This is a genomic window from Thauera sp. 28, assembly GCF_000310145.2.
Classification (GTDB): Bacteria; Pseudomonadota; Gammaproteobacteria; order Burkholderiales; family Rhodocyclaceae; genus Thauera; species Thauera mechernichensis.
This window is the reverse complement of sequence record NZ_AMXA01000021.1, coordinates 24,534-42,515: the sequence shown is the minus strand read 5'-3', so window position 1 is coordinate 42,515 and position 17,982 is coordinate 24,534. Positions and strand designations below refer to the sequence as shown.

Below are 17,982 nucleotides of genomic sequence, written 5' to 3'. Positions count from 1 at the left end.
TCAGTCCTTGCCCAGTTCTTCACCCAGGGCGCGACCACGGGCCTCGGCTGCGCGTACCGCCTCGACCAGCGCATCGTGCCAGCCCGACGCCGCCAGACTGGCCAGGGCCGCTTCGGTGGTGCCACCCTTCGAGGTGACCTTCTGGCGCAGCACGGCGGGTGAGTCTTCCGCGCTCGCCGCCAGCCTGGCCGCACCGAGCACGGTATCGATCGCCAGCCGGCGCGCACTGGCCTGGTCGAAGCCGAGGGCGCACCCGGCGGACTCGAGCGCCTCGATGAAGTGGAACACATAGGCCGGCCCGCTTCCTGAGATTGCCGTCACCGCGTCAATCTGCCCCTCTTCGGTCGCCCATACCGTACTGCCGACCGCAGCCAGGATGCGCTCGGCAGCCGCGCGCCCAGTCTCATCCACCGAGGGGTCAGCATACAGGCCGGTGACGCCGCAGCCGATCAGGGCCGGTGTATTGGGCATGCAGCGCACTACGCGCGCATGAGGCTGCTCCGGCGTACCCAGCCAGCGCCCGAGATCGGCCAGGCGCAGCCCGGCGGCGATGCTGATCACCAATTGCCCCTGCAGGCGACCCGCAATCGGCGCCAGCGCCGCCTTCATCTGCTGCGGCTTGACCGCCAGCACCAATACATCGCAGGCCAGCGCCGCAGCATCGAGGGACGCATGCACACCGACGCCAAAGCGCGCCGCAAGCGCAGCGCGCGCCTGTTCGCCAAGCTCGACGACGGCAATATCGGTCGCCGCGAAGCCGCGCTCGATCATGCCGCCGATGAGGGCGCTCGCCATGTTGCCGCCGCCGAGAAAAGTGATCTTCATGATTTGATCCGTTTGGGTTGAACCGATTTACTTGAGCCGATGCCGCCCAGGCGCCGCATCAGCCGGGTTGAGCAAAAGCGCCTGCCTGGCGCTCGCCGAAGATCGCCGTGCCGACGCGCACGACGGTGGCCCCCTCGGCTACAGCGGCTTCGAGATCATGGGACATGCCCATCGACAAGGTGTCGAGCGTGAGGCCGCTCGCGGCAAGCTCGTCCTTCAGCCGGCGCAGCAGCGCAAAGCGGGCGTGCAGAAGCGCCGGATCGGCACTCGGCTCCGGGATGCACATCAGGCCGCGCAAGCGCAGGCCCGGCAGCGCCGCCACTGCAGCCGCCAGGCTGGCCGCATCGATGGGCGCGACGCCACTCTTGCTTTCCTCGCCACTGACATTGACCTGGATGCAGACATTGAGCGGGGGGAGATGCACGTCGCGCTGCGCGGACAGACGTTCGGCGATCTTCAGCCGATCGATGCCATGCACCCAGTCGAACGCATTGGCCACGAGCCGGGTCTTGTTGCTCTGCAAGGGCCCGATGAAATGCCACTCGAGCCCGAGTTCGCGCAGGGCCTCGACCTTGTCGACACCCTCCTGCACGTAGTTCTCGCCGAACGCACGCTGGCCGGCCGCAGCGGCCTCGCGCACGGCTGCTGCCGGCCAGGTCTTGCTCACCGCGAGCAGGGCGACCGAAGCGGGGGCACGGCCCGCGGCGTGCGCGGCAGCGGCGATGCGGTCATTGACCGCTTGCAGTCGGGCAGCGATTGTCGTCATATTGCGTGGCCTAATTCCTCTAGCACAGGGCGCAAAAAGTATAGCATTGCGCTGTTGCCCACCCTTTCCGGCCCCCGGCTGCCGGCCATACCATGGACATCACTGAACTCCTCGCCTTCGCAGTCAAGAACAAGGCCTCCGACCTTCACCTGTCGGCCGGCTTGCCGCCCATGATCCGCGTCCATGGCGACGTGCGCCGCATCAACCTGCCTCCGCTCGAGCACAAGGAAGTGCACGCCATGGTGTATGACATCATGAACGACGCGCAGCGCAAGCAGTACGAGGAGTCCTGGGAATGCGACTTCTCCTTCGCCATACCCAACCTGGCGCGCTTCCGGGTCAATGCCTTCAACCAGAACCGCGGTGCAGGCGCGGTGTTCCGTACCATTCCGTCGAAGGTGCTGACGCTCGAAGAGCTCAACTGTCCGAAGATCTTCAAGGACATCTCCAGCCAGCCGCGCGGCATCGTGCTGGTGACCGGGCCGACGGGCTCCGGCAAGTCGACGACGCTGGCGGCGATGATCGACTACGTCAACGAGAACCAGTATGGCCACATCCTGACCGTCGAAGACCCTATCGAGTTCGTGCATGAATCCAAGCGCTGCCTGATCAACCAGCGCGAGGTGCACCGCGACACGATGTCCTTCAACAATGCCCTGCGCGCGGCGCTGCGCGAGGACCCGGACGTCATCCTCGTGGGCGAAATGCGCGACCTCGAAACCATCCGCCTGGCACTGACCGCAGCCGAAACCGGCCACCTCGTGTTCGGCACCCTGCACACCTCGTCCGCGGCCAAGACCATCGACCGTATCGTCGACGTGTTCCCGGCGGCGGAAAAGGACATGGTGCGCTCGATGCTGTCGGAGTCACTGCGCGCGGTGATCTCGCAGACCCTGCTCAAGACCAAGGACGGCCAGGGCCGGGTGGCGGCGCACGAGATCATGATCGGCAGCCCGGCTATCCGCAACCTGATCCGCGAGAACAAGATCGCACAGATGTACTCGTCGATCCAGACTGGTCAGAACGTCGGCATGCAGACCCTCGACCAGTGCCTGGCCGACCTGGTGCGCCGCAATGTCGTCTCGTCGGCCGAAGCCCGTATCCGGGCACAGAACAAGGACAACTTCGTCTAGGCCGAGCAAGGCGCATCGGAGCACATTGAGGCCAGATTCGAGCCTCAGCGCCCGCGGCGAATTGCGCGGGTCCCAAGTTCATTGCAGCACGCCGCACACAAGGTGCGCCAGGAGTCTGAAACATGGAACGCGACCAGGCACTCAGGTTCATGCACGATCTGCTGCGGCTGATGCTGCAGAAGAACGGCTCCGACCTGTTCATCACCACCGGCTTCCCGCCAGCGATCAAGATCGACGGCCGCATCATGCCGCAATCGAACCAGATGCTGCAGCCCGCACATACCGCCGAGCTTGCGCGCGCGATCATGAACGACCGCCAGGCCGCCGAGTTCGAGTCGCACAAGGAGTGCAACTTCGGCATCTCGCCAGCCGGCATCGGGCGCTTCCGGGTCAACGCCTTCGTGCAGCAAGGCAAGGTCGGCCTGGTGCTGCGCACCATCCCGCAGCGCATCCCCAAGTTCGAAGAGCTGGGCCTGCCCCCGGTGCTCAGCGATATCGCGCTGACCAAGCGCGGCCTGGTGATCTTCGTCGGTGGCACCGGCACCGGCAAGACCACCTCGCTCGCCTCGATGGTGGACTACCGCAACGAGAACACCTACGGCCACATCATCACCGTCGAGGACCCGATCGAGTTCGTGCATGCACACAAGAACTGCATCGTCACCCAACGCGAGGTCGGCCTCGACACCGAGTCCTGGGAGAGCGCACTCAAGAACACCCTGCGCCAGGCACCGGACGTGATCCTGATGGGCGAGATCCGCGACCGCGAGACCATGGACTACGCCATCGCGTTCGCCGAGACCGGCCACCTGTGCCTGGCCACCCTGCACGCAAACAGCGCAAACCAGGCCATCGACCGCATCATCAACTTCTTCCCGGAAGACCGCCGCCAGCAGCTGCTGATGGACCTGTCTCTGAACCTGCGCGCAATGGTGTCGCAGCGCCTGCTGCCCCTGAAGGACCGCAAGGGCCGGGTGCCGGCGGTCGAGGTACTGCTCAACTCGCCGCTGATCTCCGACCTCATCTTCAAGGGCGACATCCCGGCAATCAAGGAGATCATGAAGCGCTCGACCGAGCTCGGCATGCAGACCTTCGACCAGTCGCTGTTCCAGCTCTATGAGGACGAGCTCATCAGCTACGAGGACGCGCTGCGCAACGCCGACTCCGTCAATGACCTGCGCCTGCAGATCAAGCTCAACAGCCGCCACGGCGAACGCGACACCAGCGACAGCCTGAAGAACCTAGGCATGCTGTAAGCCTGCCTCCGCCCGGAGGCAGGGCGCCCGGCTCAGCTCGAAGCCGGCGCTGCGTCGCGGCTGCGGTTGCTGCCTGCCACCATGCGGTATTCGTACAGCCGGCACTCCAGCGCGCCGTTGAACAAGGGCGTGCGCCGGCTGGCCTTGAGACCAATGAGCTTGGGCAACTGGATGTCGGCGGTAAACAGATAGCATCGCCAGCCACCCCAGTTGCGCTTGAGCGCGTCACCAAGCCGCGGATAGAACGCAGCGAGCTCCTCGGCCTCGCCGATCCGCACGCCATAGGGCGGATTGGCCACCATCACGCCCTCGGCTGCTGGCGGCGTACGCTCGAGCACATCGGCACGGTCGAGACGCACACAGTCGGCGAGCCCGGCAGCCTCCAGGTTGAGGCGGCTGCGGCGAACCCATTCGCCAACGATGTCCGAGCCGAACACGGGCAGCACCCGCGGCGCCTGCCGGCGCCGTTCTGCCGCAGCACGCACCGCTGTCCAGGCACTGCGGTCGTGGTGGCGGAAGCGCTCGAAGGCGAACTTGCGCCCCAGCCCCGGCGCCACGTCCAGCGCCATCAAGGCGGCCTCGATGAGGAAAGTGCCACTGCCACACATCGGGTCGACCAGCGCCTCGCCCGGCTGCCAGCCGCTCAAGCGCAGAATGCCGGCAGCCAGGTTCTCCTTGAGCGGCGCCTCGACTGCCGCTGGCTTGTAGCCGCGCTTGTAAAGCGCCTCGCCCGAGGTGTCGACGTACAGCGTGACCATATCGGCAGTGAGAAAAACGTGGATGCGGACCGCCGGATTGGCTGTATCGACACTCGGTCGCCGCCCGCTCACGGTGCGGAAGTGGTCGCACACGGCATCCTTGACCCGCAACGTGATGAACTCCAGGCTCTTGAGCGGCGACTTCTGCGCGGTGACGTGGATGCGGATGGTGTCATCGGCGGTGAACCACTTCGCCCAGGTCACGCTGTAGGCAAGCTTGTAGATGTCCACCTCGGCGCGATAACGCCCCTGCCCCACCCGCCACAGCACCCGGGTTGCGATCCGACTTTCGAGGTTCGCACGCTGGCAGGCCGTCCAGTCGCCCTGCCAGCCCACGCCTCCGGGCACGGCCTGCACCTGACGCGCGCCCAGGCCCTCGAGTTCGGCCGCCAGCGCGGTCTCGAGCCCGCGCGGGCATGGGGAAAAAAAATGCTCGGCCATGAGGCCTCCGATCACATGAGACGGCGCATTGTAGCGCTCGCCGCCGCAGGCGCGCCGTCCGCGCAGGATTCATGCCCCTTACATGATGCAAGAGACGCCTTGCACAACCTGGCCAAGGTATTATTTCCCCGCAATTATTCAAATAACCAGAAATACTCCGCAGCCTGGGGTGCAACGAGGAAGACACGATGCAGGCCAACCGAGACAACGCCCTCCCCCCGGCCCACGGACGCGGCCCATTTGCGGCGACACTGCTCGGCCTGGTTGCCGCCGCATGCGCGCAAGGCGCTCTCGCCCAGGACTTCATCTACGTCGTGCGCCCCGGCGACAACCCGTGGAACATCACCGAGCGCTACCTGAAGAGCATCGATTACTGGCCGCGCATCCAGGACTACAACCGCATCCTGGAGCCGACGGCGATCCAGCCCGGCACCCTGCTGCGCATTCCCGTGGGCTGGATGCGTGCCAGACAGGACACCGCACGCGTGATCGACGTGCATGGCAGCGTCGAGCACCGCCGCGGCAGCACTGTCGAGCCCGTGGTCGCAGGCATGGAGCTCACCGCCGGTGCGACCATCCACAGTGGCGACGACAGCAGCCTCACCATCGAGTTCGCAGACGGCAGCCGCAGCCAGGTCGGCAACAATGCCGAACTGCGGGTTGGCCAGGTCCAGCGCCTGAACGCGTCCGGCGCCCAACAGGTCGGCATCGAGCTCAAGCGCGGGCAGATCGAGAGCGTGGTCACCCCGGCACGCAAGGCCGGCGGCCGCTACACCATCGAAACCCCGGCTGCAGTCGCCGCCGTGCGCGGCACCGACTTCCGCGTGCGCACGGACGGTACCGCCATGCTCGCGGAGACACTCGAAGGCGAGATTGCGCTGCGTAACCGGCGCGGTGAAACCCGCCTGCGCGCGGGGACCGGCACCCAGGCAACACCCAGTACTGCGCCCGCGCCGGCCCAACGCCTGCTGTCCGCTCCCGCGCTCGATGCCCTCCCCGAGCGCATCGAGCGCGTCCCCTTCAGCATCGACATCGCCGACGTGCCGGGCGCGACCGGTTACCGTACGCAGATCGCGCCCAGTGCGGCCTTCACCGTCGTCGCCTCGGACCGTGTCAGCGCCGCGCCCGCTGTTCGGGGCGAGGCCCACCTGCCCGACGGCGAATACATGATGCGGGTGCGGGCGATCGATGCGCGCGGCCTCGAAGGCATCGATGCCGAACGCAGCATCATCATCGACGCTCGCCCCGAGCCCCCTTTCCCCAGCCAGCCGGCCCCCGACGGCTTTGCCACCGAGGAGCGTATCGGCTTCACCTGGGGGGGCATAGCCGACGCCCTGCAGTACCATTTCGAGCTTGCCGGCGACCCAGGCTTCGAGCACCTGCTCCAGCGTGAGGACCTTGTCGAGCCGCACTTCGTGCTCGCCCACGCGCTGGAGGCGGGCGACTACTTCTGGCGCGTCGCCGTCACCACCGCGAGCGAAGGCCGCGGCCCCTTCTCCGACCCACAGCGCTTCCGCCGGCCGCAGCCCGGCCCCACCCCCGAGGCCCCCGAGATCGACGGCGAGCACCTGCAGTTGCGCTGGCGCGCCAGCGATGGTGCCGAGCGCTACGAAGTGCAGGTGAGCAGCGACGCCAGCTTCAGCGCGCCCGAGTACACGCTCGAAACCGAGCGCGCAGAACTGGTCATGCCCCGCCCGCCGGGCGGCACATGGCACGTCCGCATCCGTAGTCAGGAAGCCGCGGCGCCCATGGGCCCCTGGGGCACGCCTCAGCAACTCGAAGTGCCGCATAACCATTGGCGCGCACTGCTGATCCTGCTGCCGCTGCTGCTCGCGCTATGACTCTGCGCTGGCGCCCCACCGCACTCGGGCACCGATCCGGCTGGCTGGTCTCGGCACTGTTTGCCTGTACGCTCGCACTCTTTCCGCCGGGGGTCATCCAGCGCGCAGACCTGCTGCTGTTCGACACCCTGGAGCCGTGGTTCCGGGCCCCCGCACTGCCCACCGAGTCGACCGTGATCGCCATCGACGAGGCGACGCTCGCCGCCATGGGGCGTTGGCCCTGGAACCGTGCGGTACACGCGGAACTCATCGACCGCCTGACCGCGGTCGGTGTCTCGTCGATCGCCATGGCCATCCTGTTTCCCGAAAGCGCTCCTGGCGACGCCGAACTGGCAGAGGCCATGCAGGCGTCGGGCCGCGTGATCCTTGCCGTCGCACCCCATGCAGGCACCGCCACGGAAGGCATGTTCGAGCTGCTGCCTGTCGACACCCTGCGCGCAAGCGCCGCTGCGCTCGGTCATGTCGACGTCGAAATCGATGTTGACGGCCTTTCCCGTCGCACCTACCGCCTTGCCGGCAGTGGCCAGCCACGCTGGGATGCACTCGCAGTCGCAGCATTAAGGCACCCTGGCAGCGGCGAGCCTTCAGGACTCAATGCGCGCGCCCGGGCAGGCCTGCAACAGGTCGTCCAGCGCCCGCTCTGGGTCCGCCAGGGCGAGTTGCTGCTGCCGTTTCCGGACACGCGCGGACGGCCCGAGGTGGTGTCCTATTACACCTTGCTGAGCCGCCCAGAGCAGGTACGCCGCCTCGAAGGCCGCACGGTATTCATCGGCACCACTGCAAGCGGTATCGACGCAGGCCTGGCGACCCCCAGTGCGGCCCACGGTGGCAACATGCCGGCGGTCGAGTTCCACGCCCGTGCATTCGAGGCTTTGCGCAGCGGGCTGACCTACAACAGCGCAGCAGCCGGCCTCGCCCTCGCCCTCTGCCTGACCGTGATCAGCCTGGCAGCACTGCTCCGGCCACAAGCAGGGACACGAGGCAAGCTCCTGCTCGGCGGCCTGCTGCTGATGCCGCCCCTGCTGTCGGGGGCGGTCCTGGGCGCATTCCAGCTATGGATACCGCCAGCCAGCGCCATGGCGGGCCTGCTGCTGGGCGCTGCGCTGTGGTTCCTGTCGGTGCTTCGCCACACCCAGGGTTCGCTGGCCCAGGCCCGCCACGACGCCGACGCCACTCTGCGTTCGATCGCCGACGCTGTCCTGACGATCGACGAGGATGCCCGCGTCGTACTGCTCAACCCGGTCGCCGAGCGCCTGACGGGGGCGACCCTGGACAGCGCACGCGGCACCCCGGTGGGCGAACTCATCCGCGACTTCACCGACCAGAGCGCGGTAGTGGTCGAAACCATCCTCGCCTGCCTCAAGCATCGGCAGGCCATCCGCCTGCCCGAACCGATCGCCTGGCAAGCCGTCAGCGGCAAGCATCATGCGCTGCGCCTGACCGCAACACCGGTGGGCGGAGGCGTCGAGGGTGCGGTGCTCGTGTTCCACGATGTCACCGAGACCCTCGCCATCACCGCGCGCCTGCAGCATGAAGCCACACACGACGTGCTCACGGGGCTACCGAACCGCGCCCTGCTCCTCGACCGCCTGCACCAGGCGCTGGCGAACGCCCAGCGCCGAGGTAGCCTGGTCGCCCTGCTGTTCGTCGACCTTGACCGCTTCAAGCGCATCAACGACAGCCTGGGCCATTACGTCGGCGACCAGGTGCTTCAGGTGGTGGCCGAGCGCCTGACAGCCTCGGTACGCAGCGGTGACACGGTCGCGCGCTGGGGCGGTGACGAGTTCATCATCCTGATGGATCACCTGCGCGACCGCAGCGCAGTGGTGGCAGTGGCCGGCAAGCTGCTCGACCTGCTCGAGCGCGAGGTCGAGACCCAAGGCGAATCCGGGCTGGTGCTGTCGTGCAGCATCGGCATCAGCGTCGGCCCCGCCGACAGCAGCGACGCCGAGACCCTGCTATCGATGGCCGACAAGGCGATGTACCGCGGCAAGCTCGAGGGCGGCAGCCGCTACACCTTCTACTCGCCCGAGATGAACACCTGGTCGCGCGACCGCCTGAACCTGGAAGCAGCACTGCGCAAGGGCCTGGGCAATGACGAATTCGAGCTCTTCTACCAGCCCCAGATCGACATCCGCAGCGGGCGCCTGGCCGGGCTCGAGTCGCTCATCCGCTGGCACCGACCAGGCAGCGGCCTGGTGCGCCCGGACCTCTTCATCGCCGCCGCCGAGGAAAGCGGCCTGATCACGAACATCGGCGAGTGGGTGCTCAACGCCGCCACGCACCAGGCGGCGCGCTGGAGTGCGGACGGCCTGGTGCCCGTGCCGATCGCGGTCAATGTATCGGTGCGCCAATGCACCGACATGAGCGTGGTCGACACCATCCGCCACGCGCTCCGCGACAGCGGCATGGACCCGCGCCAGCTCAAGATCGAGGTAACGGAGTCCACTGCAATGCACGATCCGGAACGTGTCGCCGAACTGCTGCACCGCGTCCACGCGCTCGGCGTCGGCGTGGCCGTCGACGATTTCGGTACCGGCTACTCGTCCCTGTCGCTGCTCAAGCGCTTCCCGATCTCCGAACTCAAGATAGACAAGAGCTTCGTCATCGACCTGGCCGAAGACAATGATGACGCAGCCATCGTCCGCGGCACCATTGCCCTCGCCCACAGCCTGGGCATGCGCGTGGTGGCGGAAGGCGTCGAGACCGAACTGCAACTGCGCTTCCTCGCCCGCCACGGCTGCAACGTGGCCCAGGGCTTCCTGTTTGCACAGCCCTTGCCCACTGCCGAGATCCGCCACTGGTTGAGGATGCCCCCACCGCACGCACAGCGGGCCATCGAAGGCTTGCAGCACGCGCGCGCAGGAGCCCCGGGAACGAACGGCGACGGATAAAACAAGGCCCCGGCGCGGTCGATCCGCACCGGGGCCAAATAATCCGGGCCAGAGGGAGGTCAGGAGCAGGCCCGGATCAAAGCCATCGGCAGGGGCGCAGCCCAGTGGTGCGCCCCTGGCAGGCGATCAGGGATGCCCGGACTTGCCCGCCTTGATGTCCTGATACCAGATTTCGTGGTGCTCCTTCGCCCAGGTCTCATCCACGTAGCCGGTCTTCATCGACTCGTAGGCACCTTCCACGCCCAGCGTACCCATGTAGATATGGCCGAATGACAGCCCCAGCAGCAGGATGGCGCCGATCGCGTGCACGATGTTGGCTGTCTGCATGTCGGAACGCGTCCACTCGCCAATGTTGGGGAAATCCAGGATCAGGCCCGAGATGACCACTGCCAGCCCGAGGAAGGTGACGCCGATCCAGAACCATGTCTTCTCGCCGAAGTTGAAGCGTCCCGATGGGACATGGCTGCCGTCGAGCACACCGCCTGCACGACGGATCCACACCGCGTCGATCGCCTGCCAGACGTTATCACGCAGGAAGGTCAGGATCATCAGCACGACGAACACCCCGAAGGCCGGACCGACGTAGTTGTGCACCGTCTTGCCGACGTCGAGCAGCGCAGCGAGCACACCATGGCCGAAGATCGGCAGCAGCACATGCTTGCCGAACAGGATGGCCAACCCGGTCACCGCCAGCACCAGGAAGGTGATCGCAGTGCCCCAGTGGATGAAACGCTCGAAGGCGGAGAAGCGCTTCATGAGGCGTCCCGTGCGTGGCTGGTGCAGCCTGATCGTGCCCTTGACCAGCCAGAACAGCACGATCGCCGAAGGCACCAGGATCAACAGCCAGCCACCGTACTGCGTGATCGGCCCGTTCCTGAGCTGACGCCAGGTGTTGCCCTCGCTCTGGATCAGCACGCCCGCCTCGGGGCCTCGCACATTGGTGGTGTGCGCCTCGCCCGAGCGCACCGCACGCCACACCGGTGCGTTGTTGAGCGGACGCTCGACCTGGCGCTCGGCCTGATCCGCCGCGCTGCTGCCGGCGGGCCGCTCGGCCGCATGCAGCGGCAGGGCGAACGCCCACAGCAGGAGCATGAGCAGCAGTGCGGCGAACCCGCCGCCCTGCGCCCGCATCATGCGTATCGTCATGGTGCTCTCCTCACTGGATGCGGTTGTACTCGGACTGGTTGCGGGCACGCTGCTTGAGCGCCTTCTCCCAGGCCGCGCGGTCACCCTTGAACTCGCTGTCTTCCCAGGGCCGGGTGTCGGTCTTGCCGCGGTACTGCCCCTGCTCGTACACGGTGACCTGCGGCACCTCGCCACAGGCCGACAAGCCGGCAGACAGCACCCCCGCCAGCACGAGCACAGGCAGACGCTTCAAAGGGTGGCGGCTCATGATTGCCCCTCCCGCTTGCGCTCGCGCTTCTGCTCGCCACCGCCGTAGGCCGCATCCCAGCCCCACACCTCGGCGCCCGTGCCGCGGCGCAGCACGCGCTCGCGGAAGATGTCGGCCACCACGTTGGCGTCACCAGCCAGCAGGGCCTTGGTCGAACACATCTCGGCGCACAAGGGCAGCTTGCCCTGGGCCAGACGGTTTGAGCCGTACTTGTCGTACTCCGCCTGCGAGCCGGTTTCCTCGGGGCCGCCGGCACAGAAGGTGCATTTGTCCATCTTGCCGCGCGCACCGAAGGCCGCCTGGCCATTGGGGAACTGCGGCGCCCCGAACGGACAGGCGAAGAAGCAGTAGCCGCAGCCGATGCACTTGTCCTTGTCGTGCAGCACCACGCCGTCTTCGGTCTTGTAGAAACAGTCGGTCGGGCATACCGCCATGCACGGCGCATCCGAGCAGTGCATGCAGGCGACCGAGATCGAGCGCTCGCCCGGCACGCCGTCGTTCATCGTCACCACCCGGCGGCGGTTCACGCCCCAAGGCACCTCGTGCTCGTTCTTGCACGCAGTGACACAGCCGTTGCATTCGATGCAGCGCTCGGCGTCACAGAGAAATTTCATGCGTCCCATCGTGTTCTCTCCTCGCCCTTACGCTTTGCTCACGCGGCACAGGGTGGTCTTGGTTTCCTGCATCATCGTCACCGGGTCGTAGCCATAGGTCGTGGCGGTGTTGACCGCCTCGCCACGCACGATCGGTGCCGCGCCATCGGGGTAGTACTTGAGCATGTCCTGGCCCTGCCACCAGCCGGAGAAATGGAAGGGCAGGAACACCGTGCCCGGAGCAACACGCTGGGTGACCTGGGCACGCACCTTGAGGCGCGCCTTGGTCGGCGACTCGACCCAGATGTACTCGCCGTTGCGAAAGCCCGCATCGTTGGCGTCCTTTGGGTTCACCTCGGCGAACATCTCCTGCTGCAGTTCGGCCAGCCAGGGGTTGGAGCGCGTTTCCTCCCCGCCCCCCTCGTACTCCACCAGACGGCCGGAGGTCATGATCAGCGGGTATTCGCTGGAGATGTTCTTGACCTTGTCCTGCATCGACTTGTAGAGCGTCGGCAGGCGCCAGAACTTCATCTTGTCGTCATGGGTCGGGTACTTCTCGACCAGGTCGGGCCGCGGCGAGTAGATCGGCTCGCGGTGCAGCGGCACCGGGTCGGGGAAGTTCCACACCAGCGCACGCGCTCTGGCGTTGCCAAAAGGGTGGCAGCCATGGTTCTTCATCGCCACGCGGATGATCCCGCCCGACAGGTCGGTCTTCCAGTTCTTGCCTTCCGCCGCCTGCTTCTCGGCGTCGGTGAGTTCGTCCCACCAGCCCAGCTTCTTGAGCAGCACGTCATCGAACTCGGGGTAGCCCATCTGCAGGTCGGCGCCCTTGGAGGCCGAGCCCTCGGCGGCCAGCAGCGATACGCCGTCCTTCTCCACGCCGAAGTTGGCGCGGAAATTTCCGCCGCCGTCCATGACGTGCTTGGAGGTGTCATAAAGGTTGGGCGTGCCCGGGTGCTTCATCTCCGGGTTGCCGTAGCACGGCCACGGCAGGCCGAAGTACTCGCCGTCGCAAGGGCCGCCGGCCGCCTTCAGCGTCCTGACGTCGAAGGTGTGCATGTTCTTCATGTGCAGCTTGAGGCGCTCGGGCGACTGGCCGCTGTAGCCGATGGTCCAGGTGCCGCGGTTGATCTCGCGCAGGATGTCCTCGATGTTCGGCTCGTCCCAGCCCTGGGCGTCCTTGTCGACCTTGATGTTCTTCACCAGCTCGTCCGCCCAGCCGAACTTCTTCGCGAAGGCGTACATGATGGTGTGGTCGGGCTTGGACTCGAACAGCGGCTCGATGACCTTCTCGCGCCACTGAATGGACCGGTTCGACGCAGTACACGAGCCAGTGGTCTCGAACTGGGTGCAGGCCGGCAACAGGTACACGCCATCCTTGCGCACCATCGCCGCCATTGACGCAGTCGCCGACGGATAGGGGTCGATCACCACCAGGGTGTCGAGCTGCTTCATGGCCTCGACCATCTCGGCGCCGCGCGTCTGCGAATTGGGCGCATGGCCCCAATACACGACTGCGCGCAGGTTGCTGGGCTGGTCGATCAGCTCCTTGTTCTCGGTCACGCCGTCGATCCAGCGCGACACGGTGATGCCCGACTTGGTCATCAGTTCCTCGGAGGCGTAGCGGGCCTTGACCCACTCGTAATCGACGCCCCACACCTTGCACCAGTGCTTCCACGAACCGGCGGCCAGGCCGTAGTAGCCAGGCAGCGAATCCGGGTTGGGGCCGACGTCGGTCGCGCCCTGCACGTTGTCGTGACCGCGGAAGATGTTGGTGCCGCCACCCGATACGCCGACGTTGCCGAGCACCAGCTGCAGGATGCACATCGCGCGCACGTTGGCGTTGCCGACGGTGTGCTGGGTCTGGCCCATGCACCACACAACGGTCGAGGGCCGGTTCATGGCCAGCGTCTCGGCGACCTTGAACACCTGGTCTTCCGGAATACCGGTCACTTCCTGCACGCGCTCGGGCGTCCAGGTCATGATCTCTTCCTTGACCTTCTCCAGGCCGAAGACGCGGTCGTCGATGTACTTCTGGTCTTCCCAGCCGTTCTTGAAGATGTGGTACAGCATGCCCCAGATGAAGGGGATGTCGGTGCCCGAACGGATGCGCACGTACTGGTGCGCCTTCGCCGCCGTGCGCGTGAAGCGCGGGTCCACGACGACCATCTTGCAGCCGTTTTCCTTGGCATGCAGCATGTGCAGCATCGACACCGGGTGGGCCTCGGCCGCATTCGAGCCGATATAAAGCGCCGCCTTGGAGAACTGCATGTCGTTGTAGGAGTTCGTCATCGCACCGTAACCCCAGGTGTTCGCCACGCCCGCCACCGTGGTGGAGTGGCAGATGCGCGCCTGGTGGTCGCAGTTGTTGGTGCCCCAGAAGGACACGAACTTGCGCAGCAGGTAGGCCTGCTCGTTGTTGTGCTTCGATGAACCGATCCAATACACCGCGTCCGGGCCGGACTCCTCGCGGATCCTGAGCAGGCGGTCGCCGACCTCGTTCAGCGCCTGCTCCCAGGACATGCGCTGGTACTTGCCGTCGACCAGCTTCATCGGGTACTTCAGGCGGTGCTCGCCGTGGCCGTGCTCGCGCAGCGCCGCCCCCTTGGCACAGTGCGCGCCGAGGTTGATCGGCGAATCGAACACCGGCTCCTGATGCACCCACACGCCATTGCGCACGATGGCATCGGTCGAACAGCCGACCGAGCAGTGGGTGCATACGGTACGACGCACTTCGGCGGGGCCGTCGCTGCGTGACACGCCCGCGGCCGCAGCGTCTGCCGCACCGATGAGGTTGTAGGGCAGCTGGGTGACGATCGCCCCCGCGCCCACGCCCAGGCCCGAGCGCTTCAGGAAGGCGCGCCGATCCATGGTCTGGCCCAGCGGCCGCGCCGCCGCGCCGCGCAGGCGACGCGCACTGCCGGCAGTCGCAGCGGATTTCTTGGTCAGCATCGTGGCGTCCTCCTCAGATCCGCGCGGTGCGGTAGTAGTTGCGCATGTGCGCGCTGGTGCCCTGCTCTGCAGCCTCGCGGCGTGCATCCTCGACCACGGCCGCCGCCTGCGGTACGGCCTGGGTCGCTGCCGTCGCCACCGCGGCGGCGCTTGCGGCACTGCCCGCACCGACGGCCATCAGGAAGTTCCGCCGGGACAATTTCGTCGTGTCGTCTTTCATCATCGATCTCCCCCCCAACAAAGAATCGGCATCCGCCCGTCAGGCGGACACCTCCAGCATGTCGAACGCCTCGCGCTCGATGTCCATGAAGGCCAGCAGCAAGGCACCCACCTTCGCGTAAAAGTCCGCCCCGGGCGCCTGCGCCAGGGCATGTGCAAAATCGGCATACCAGGGCGCGATGTGGCGCGCGAAGAACGCGCGCTGGCGCTGCAGGCCCGCCTCGTCAGGCCCGGTCAGCACCAGGTGGCGCATGACCTCGGCGAGCGCGGCGATGTGGTCCTCGGTTTCCGTCACCCCGGCGCGACGGCCAAGCCCGAGCTCGGCGAGGTCGGCACGCAGTTCGGCTAGCGGCTCCTCTTGCAGGAAGCCGGTCAGGTACCACGAGCCATTGGCCATCACCGCCGGCTTGCCAACGCTGATGAAGAGGGCGTTGAATTCGTCGCATACCCCCTGCAAGGGCGCACCAGCCGCAGCGCCAAGTGCGGCCCAGGCCTGCGGCAAGGCGCCGGCCGTACCGCCGAGGGCGCTCGCCGCCGCTGCAAGCGCAGCCAGCAGCGGCGCATCCGGCGCGCCATGGAGCAGGCGCGCAAGCAGTGCGTAGTGCTCGGCACGAGCACGGTCCTCTTCGGACCAGCTGGGTTGGGCATGGACGGGGATGGTAGCGGCGCTCATTCGGACAGATCCCAGGCCTTCACGGCCGAACTTGAGGTCGATTCGGACTTCATCATGTCGATGACACGGCAATCCGCACACATGCGCAGGCGGGCACGCTCAGCCTCGGTGGCGAACATGGAATGCCCGGACAGGCGGGCGATCATGGATTCGATCAGCGGCGCGGCCCCCATCGCCTTGCCACAGGCGGTGCAGTGGAACATGTCGGCCTCACGCAGGGCACGCGCCCGACGCGCCTCCTCGCCCAGCGCCAGGCGGGGTTCGAGCGCCAGCGCCGACTCCGGACAGGAGGCGACGCACAGGCCGCACTGCAGGCAGTTGCGCTCGATGAAGTCGAGCCGGTAGCTGTCGGTCGCAGCACGCAGGGCGCCAGCCGGACAGGCGCCGGTACAGGCCATGCACAGCGTGCATGCGTCGGACACGACGACCTGACCGAAGGGCGCGCCGGCCTTCAGTGCGATCGCGGCGGGCAAGCCCGGCGCGGCCTGCGCCGCGGGAGCGTGTTGGACAAGGTGGCGGAGCGCGAAGTCCAGCGTCTCGCGCTTCTTCGGCAGCAGGCGGAAACGCGCCGGCACGGCAACGCCGGTTGCGGGCGTCCACGACCACAGGGCGCGCTCCAGTGCCTGCCAGTCCTCGGCATCGGCCTCGATGATGCGCAGATGCTCGCCCGCGTAGCCGAGTGCAGACAGGATGGTCTGGCCGTAGCCGGCCTGGGCCTTGAGTGGCGCGGCGTCGTGACTGCCGGCAGCGAGTACGGCGACCTGGCAGGCCCCCAGCGCCAGGCTACCGAGCATCAGGTCCAGCCCGACCGCATCCGCGCTCCACACCTCGACCGGGATCACGCGCGCAGGCAGGCCGCGACCACGGCGCGCAAGACGGGCAATGGCAGCGGCACCGTCCTCTGCAGCGTGAAACACGATGCAGGCGTCGCGGCCACCCGTGCGGGCGTACTCAGAAAGCAGGGTCTTCACACGCAGGCCTACATCGGGCACGCGCGGAAACTGGAAGCCCAGCGCACCCGACGGACACACCGTGCTGCAGGTGCCACAGCCCTTGCACAACCAGGGATCAACGGCGATCACGTCGCCGTTGGAACGGATCGCCTCGGTGGCGCAGACCTCGATGCAGTTGGTACAGCCCGTCTTCCTGGCGCGGCTGTGCGCGCACAGGCCCGCGTCGAAGGCAACGTAGCGCGGCTTCTCGAACTCGCCGATGAACTCGCCCAGCGACTGCACCGCCAGCGCCTGCTCGAAGGGATCGCGGCCCGGCGCCGCGTAGCCGTCGGGCAGTTCGATGCGCTTGAGCAGAGGCTCGACGGACAGGTCGAGCACGAGGTCGAAGCGCTCGCTGCGCGCCGTATCGGTGCGCGCGAAATCGATCGCGCCGATCTCGCCACAGGCGGCGACGCAGGCGCGGTGGCCGCGACAGGCGTCGACATCGACCTGCAGGTCGAAACCGATCGCGCCCTCGGGACAGGCCTTCACACAGGCGTTGCAGCGCACGCAAAGTTCGAGGTCGATCGGATTGCGCTGCTGCCATTGCAGCTCGAATTCGCCGAGGTGACCAGACAAGCTCAGCACCTTGCCCGACCACACCGGGTACTCATTGGCCGCGGGCAGTTCGACTTCGCCAGCACGCTGGGTTATGAGCACCGCCGGATCGAAGCTGCCTGCCAGGCGTTCTGCCCAGCCAAGCGCGGCGCCTGCTTCACCGATGATCAACAGGCTGCGCCCAGCCTGCATCTGCACCGCGGGCACGGGCTCGGGCGCGGGCAAGGTGGTCGCTGCCGCGATCAGCGCGGCCAGCTTGGGCGCCGCCTGCGCCGACTCGGCCGAGCGGCCGGCGTTCTCGCGCAGGTTGAAGAAGTGGATGCGCTGACCGGCCTCGTGCGTGTCGGCCAGTTCGCCGAACAGCGCGGTTTCCTGCGTACAGGACACGAAGACCGTGCGCCCGGCGGCAAGGTCTGCGTCCACCACAGGCAAGTCCTGGGCGCACAGCGCGTGGTGACAGGACGCAACGACGCCGGCAGCAGCAAGCTGCCCGGCGTCCAGCGAGAAACTGCGATTACAGTCGCAGAGGCGGATCCGCTCTTGATTGTCGTGCATCGATTCGTCCGTTTAATCCACCGATTCGAAGCACTCGGCGGGCCAGCCAAAACGGAACCCTGGACCACAAAACAAACCGCAAAAGACCACCCTGGGGCGCCAACTGGTCTCAGTACAGACAAATTGTCCCAGA

14 protein-coding genes are annotated in these 17,982 nt (G+C 66.9%); 4 read left to right on the top strand and 10 right to left on the bottom strand.

Annotated features, from left to right (window positions below; genetic code table 11):
• On the bottom strand, positions 1-825 hold the full coding sequence (gene proC, locus C662_RS14010) for a pyrroline-5-carboxylate reductase (RefSeq protein ID WP_002930389.1): 825 nt from the start codon (positions 823-825) through the stop codon (positions 1-3).
• Positions 826-883: 58 nt separating this feature from the next.
• Complete coding sequence (locus C662_RS14005; RefSeq protein ID WP_002930384.1) at positions 884-1,591, bottom strand: YggS family pyridoxal phosphate-dependent enzyme; 708 nt, start codon at positions 1,589-1,591, stop codon at positions 884-886.
• A 92-nt stretch (positions 1,592-1,683) separates the two neighbouring features.
• Between C662_RS14005 and C662_RS14000 the strand changes: the two genes are divergently transcribed.
• Both C662_RS14000 and C662_RS13995 read left to right on the top strand, forming a co-directional pair.
• Entirely contained in the window at positions 1,684-2,724 is a 1,041-nt protein-coding gene (locus C662_RS14000; RefSeq protein ID WP_002930383.1) for a type IV pilus twitching motility protein PilT, read from the top strand.
• Between the two features lie 122 nt (positions 2,725-2,846).
• Positions 2,847-3,980 carry a PilT/PilU family type 4a pilus ATPase gene (locus C662_RS13995; RefSeq protein WP_002930380.1) on the top strand — a complete coding sequence of 378 codons (1,134 nt, stop codon included), beginning with the start codon at positions 2,847-2,849 and terminating at the stop codon, positions 3,978-3,980.
• Between the two features lie 32 nt (positions 3,981-4,012).
• On the opposite strand, the gene C662_RS13990 is transcribed toward C662_RS13995, so the two are convergent.
• On the bottom strand, positions 4,013-5,179 hold the full coding sequence (locus tag C662_RS13990) for a THUMP domain-containing class I SAM-dependent RNA methyltransferase (protein WP_002930378.1): 1,167 nt from the start codon (positions 5,177-5,179) through the stop codon (positions 4,013-4,015).
• A 188-nt stretch (positions 5,180-5,367) separates the two neighbouring features.
• Between C662_RS13990 and C662_RS13985 the strand changes: the two genes are divergently transcribed.
• Complete coding sequence (locus tag C662_RS13985; protein WP_002930376.1) at positions 5,368-7,020, top strand: FecR domain-containing protein; 1,653 nt, start codon at positions 5,368-5,370, stop codon at positions 7,018-7,020.
• Positions 7,017-9,914 carry an EAL domain-containing protein gene (locus tag C662_RS13980; RefSeq protein WP_002930374.1) on the top strand — a complete coding sequence of 966 codons (2,898 nt, stop codon included), beginning with the start codon at positions 7,017-7,019 and terminating at the stop codon, positions 9,912-9,914. The genes C662_RS13985 and C662_RS13980 overlap by 4 nt, the downstream gene beginning before the upstream one ends.
• A 126-nt stretch (positions 9,915-10,040) precedes the next feature.
• Here the strand turns inward: C662_RS13980 and C662_RS13975 are convergent, their stop codons facing one another.
• From C662_RS13975 to C662_RS13950, 7 genes are read right to left on the bottom strand one after another with little or no spacing between them, the layout of a single operon-like run.
• Complete coding sequence (locus C662_RS13975; RefSeq protein ID WP_002930372.1) at positions 10,041-11,060, bottom strand: formate dehydrogenase subunit gamma; 1,020 nt, start codon at positions 11,058-11,060, stop codon at positions 10,041-10,043.
• Positions 11,061-11,070: 10 nt separating this feature from the next.
• Complete coding sequence (locus C662_RS13970; RefSeq protein WP_002930370.1) at positions 11,071-11,307, bottom strand: hypothetical protein; 237 nt, start codon at positions 11,305-11,307, stop codon at positions 11,071-11,073.
• Positions 11,304-11,930, bottom strand: coding sequence for a formate dehydrogenase FDH3 subunit beta (fdh3B, locus tag C662_RS13965; protein WP_002930368.1), 627 nt, complete (start codon positions 11,928-11,930; stop codon positions 11,304-11,306). Before fdh3B ends, C662_RS13970 begins: the two co-directional genes overlap by 4 nt.
• Positions 11,931-11,948: 18 nt before the next feature.
• The gene (locus tag C662_RS13960; protein WP_002930367.1) at positions 11,949-14,852 is read right to left on the bottom strand and encodes a formate dehydrogenase subunit alpha; all 2,904 of its coding nucleotides are present in this window, start codon (positions 14,850-14,852) and stop codon (positions 11,949-11,951) included.
• A gap of 13 nt (positions 14,853-14,865) precedes the next feature.
• Positions 14,866-15,072, bottom strand: coding sequence for a hypothetical protein (locus C662_RS20325; protein WP_157354550.1), 207 nt, complete (start codon positions 15,070-15,072; stop codon positions 14,866-14,868).
• A gap of 39 nt (positions 15,073-15,111) precedes the next feature.
• A complete protein-coding gene (locus C662_RS13955; RefSeq protein WP_002930363.1) occupies positions 15,112-15,744 on the bottom strand; it encodes a TorD/DmsD family molecular chaperone in 633 nt (210 codons plus the stop codon).
• Positions 15,741-17,849 carry a 4Fe-4S dicluster domain-containing protein gene (locus C662_RS13950; protein WP_002930362.1) on the bottom strand — a complete coding sequence of 703 codons (2,109 nt, stop codon included), beginning with the start codon at positions 17,847-17,849 and terminating at the stop codon, positions 15,741-15,743. The genes C662_RS13955 and C662_RS13950 overlap by 4 nt, the downstream gene beginning before the upstream one ends.
• Between the last annotated feature and the right edge of the window lie 133 nt (positions 17,850-17,982).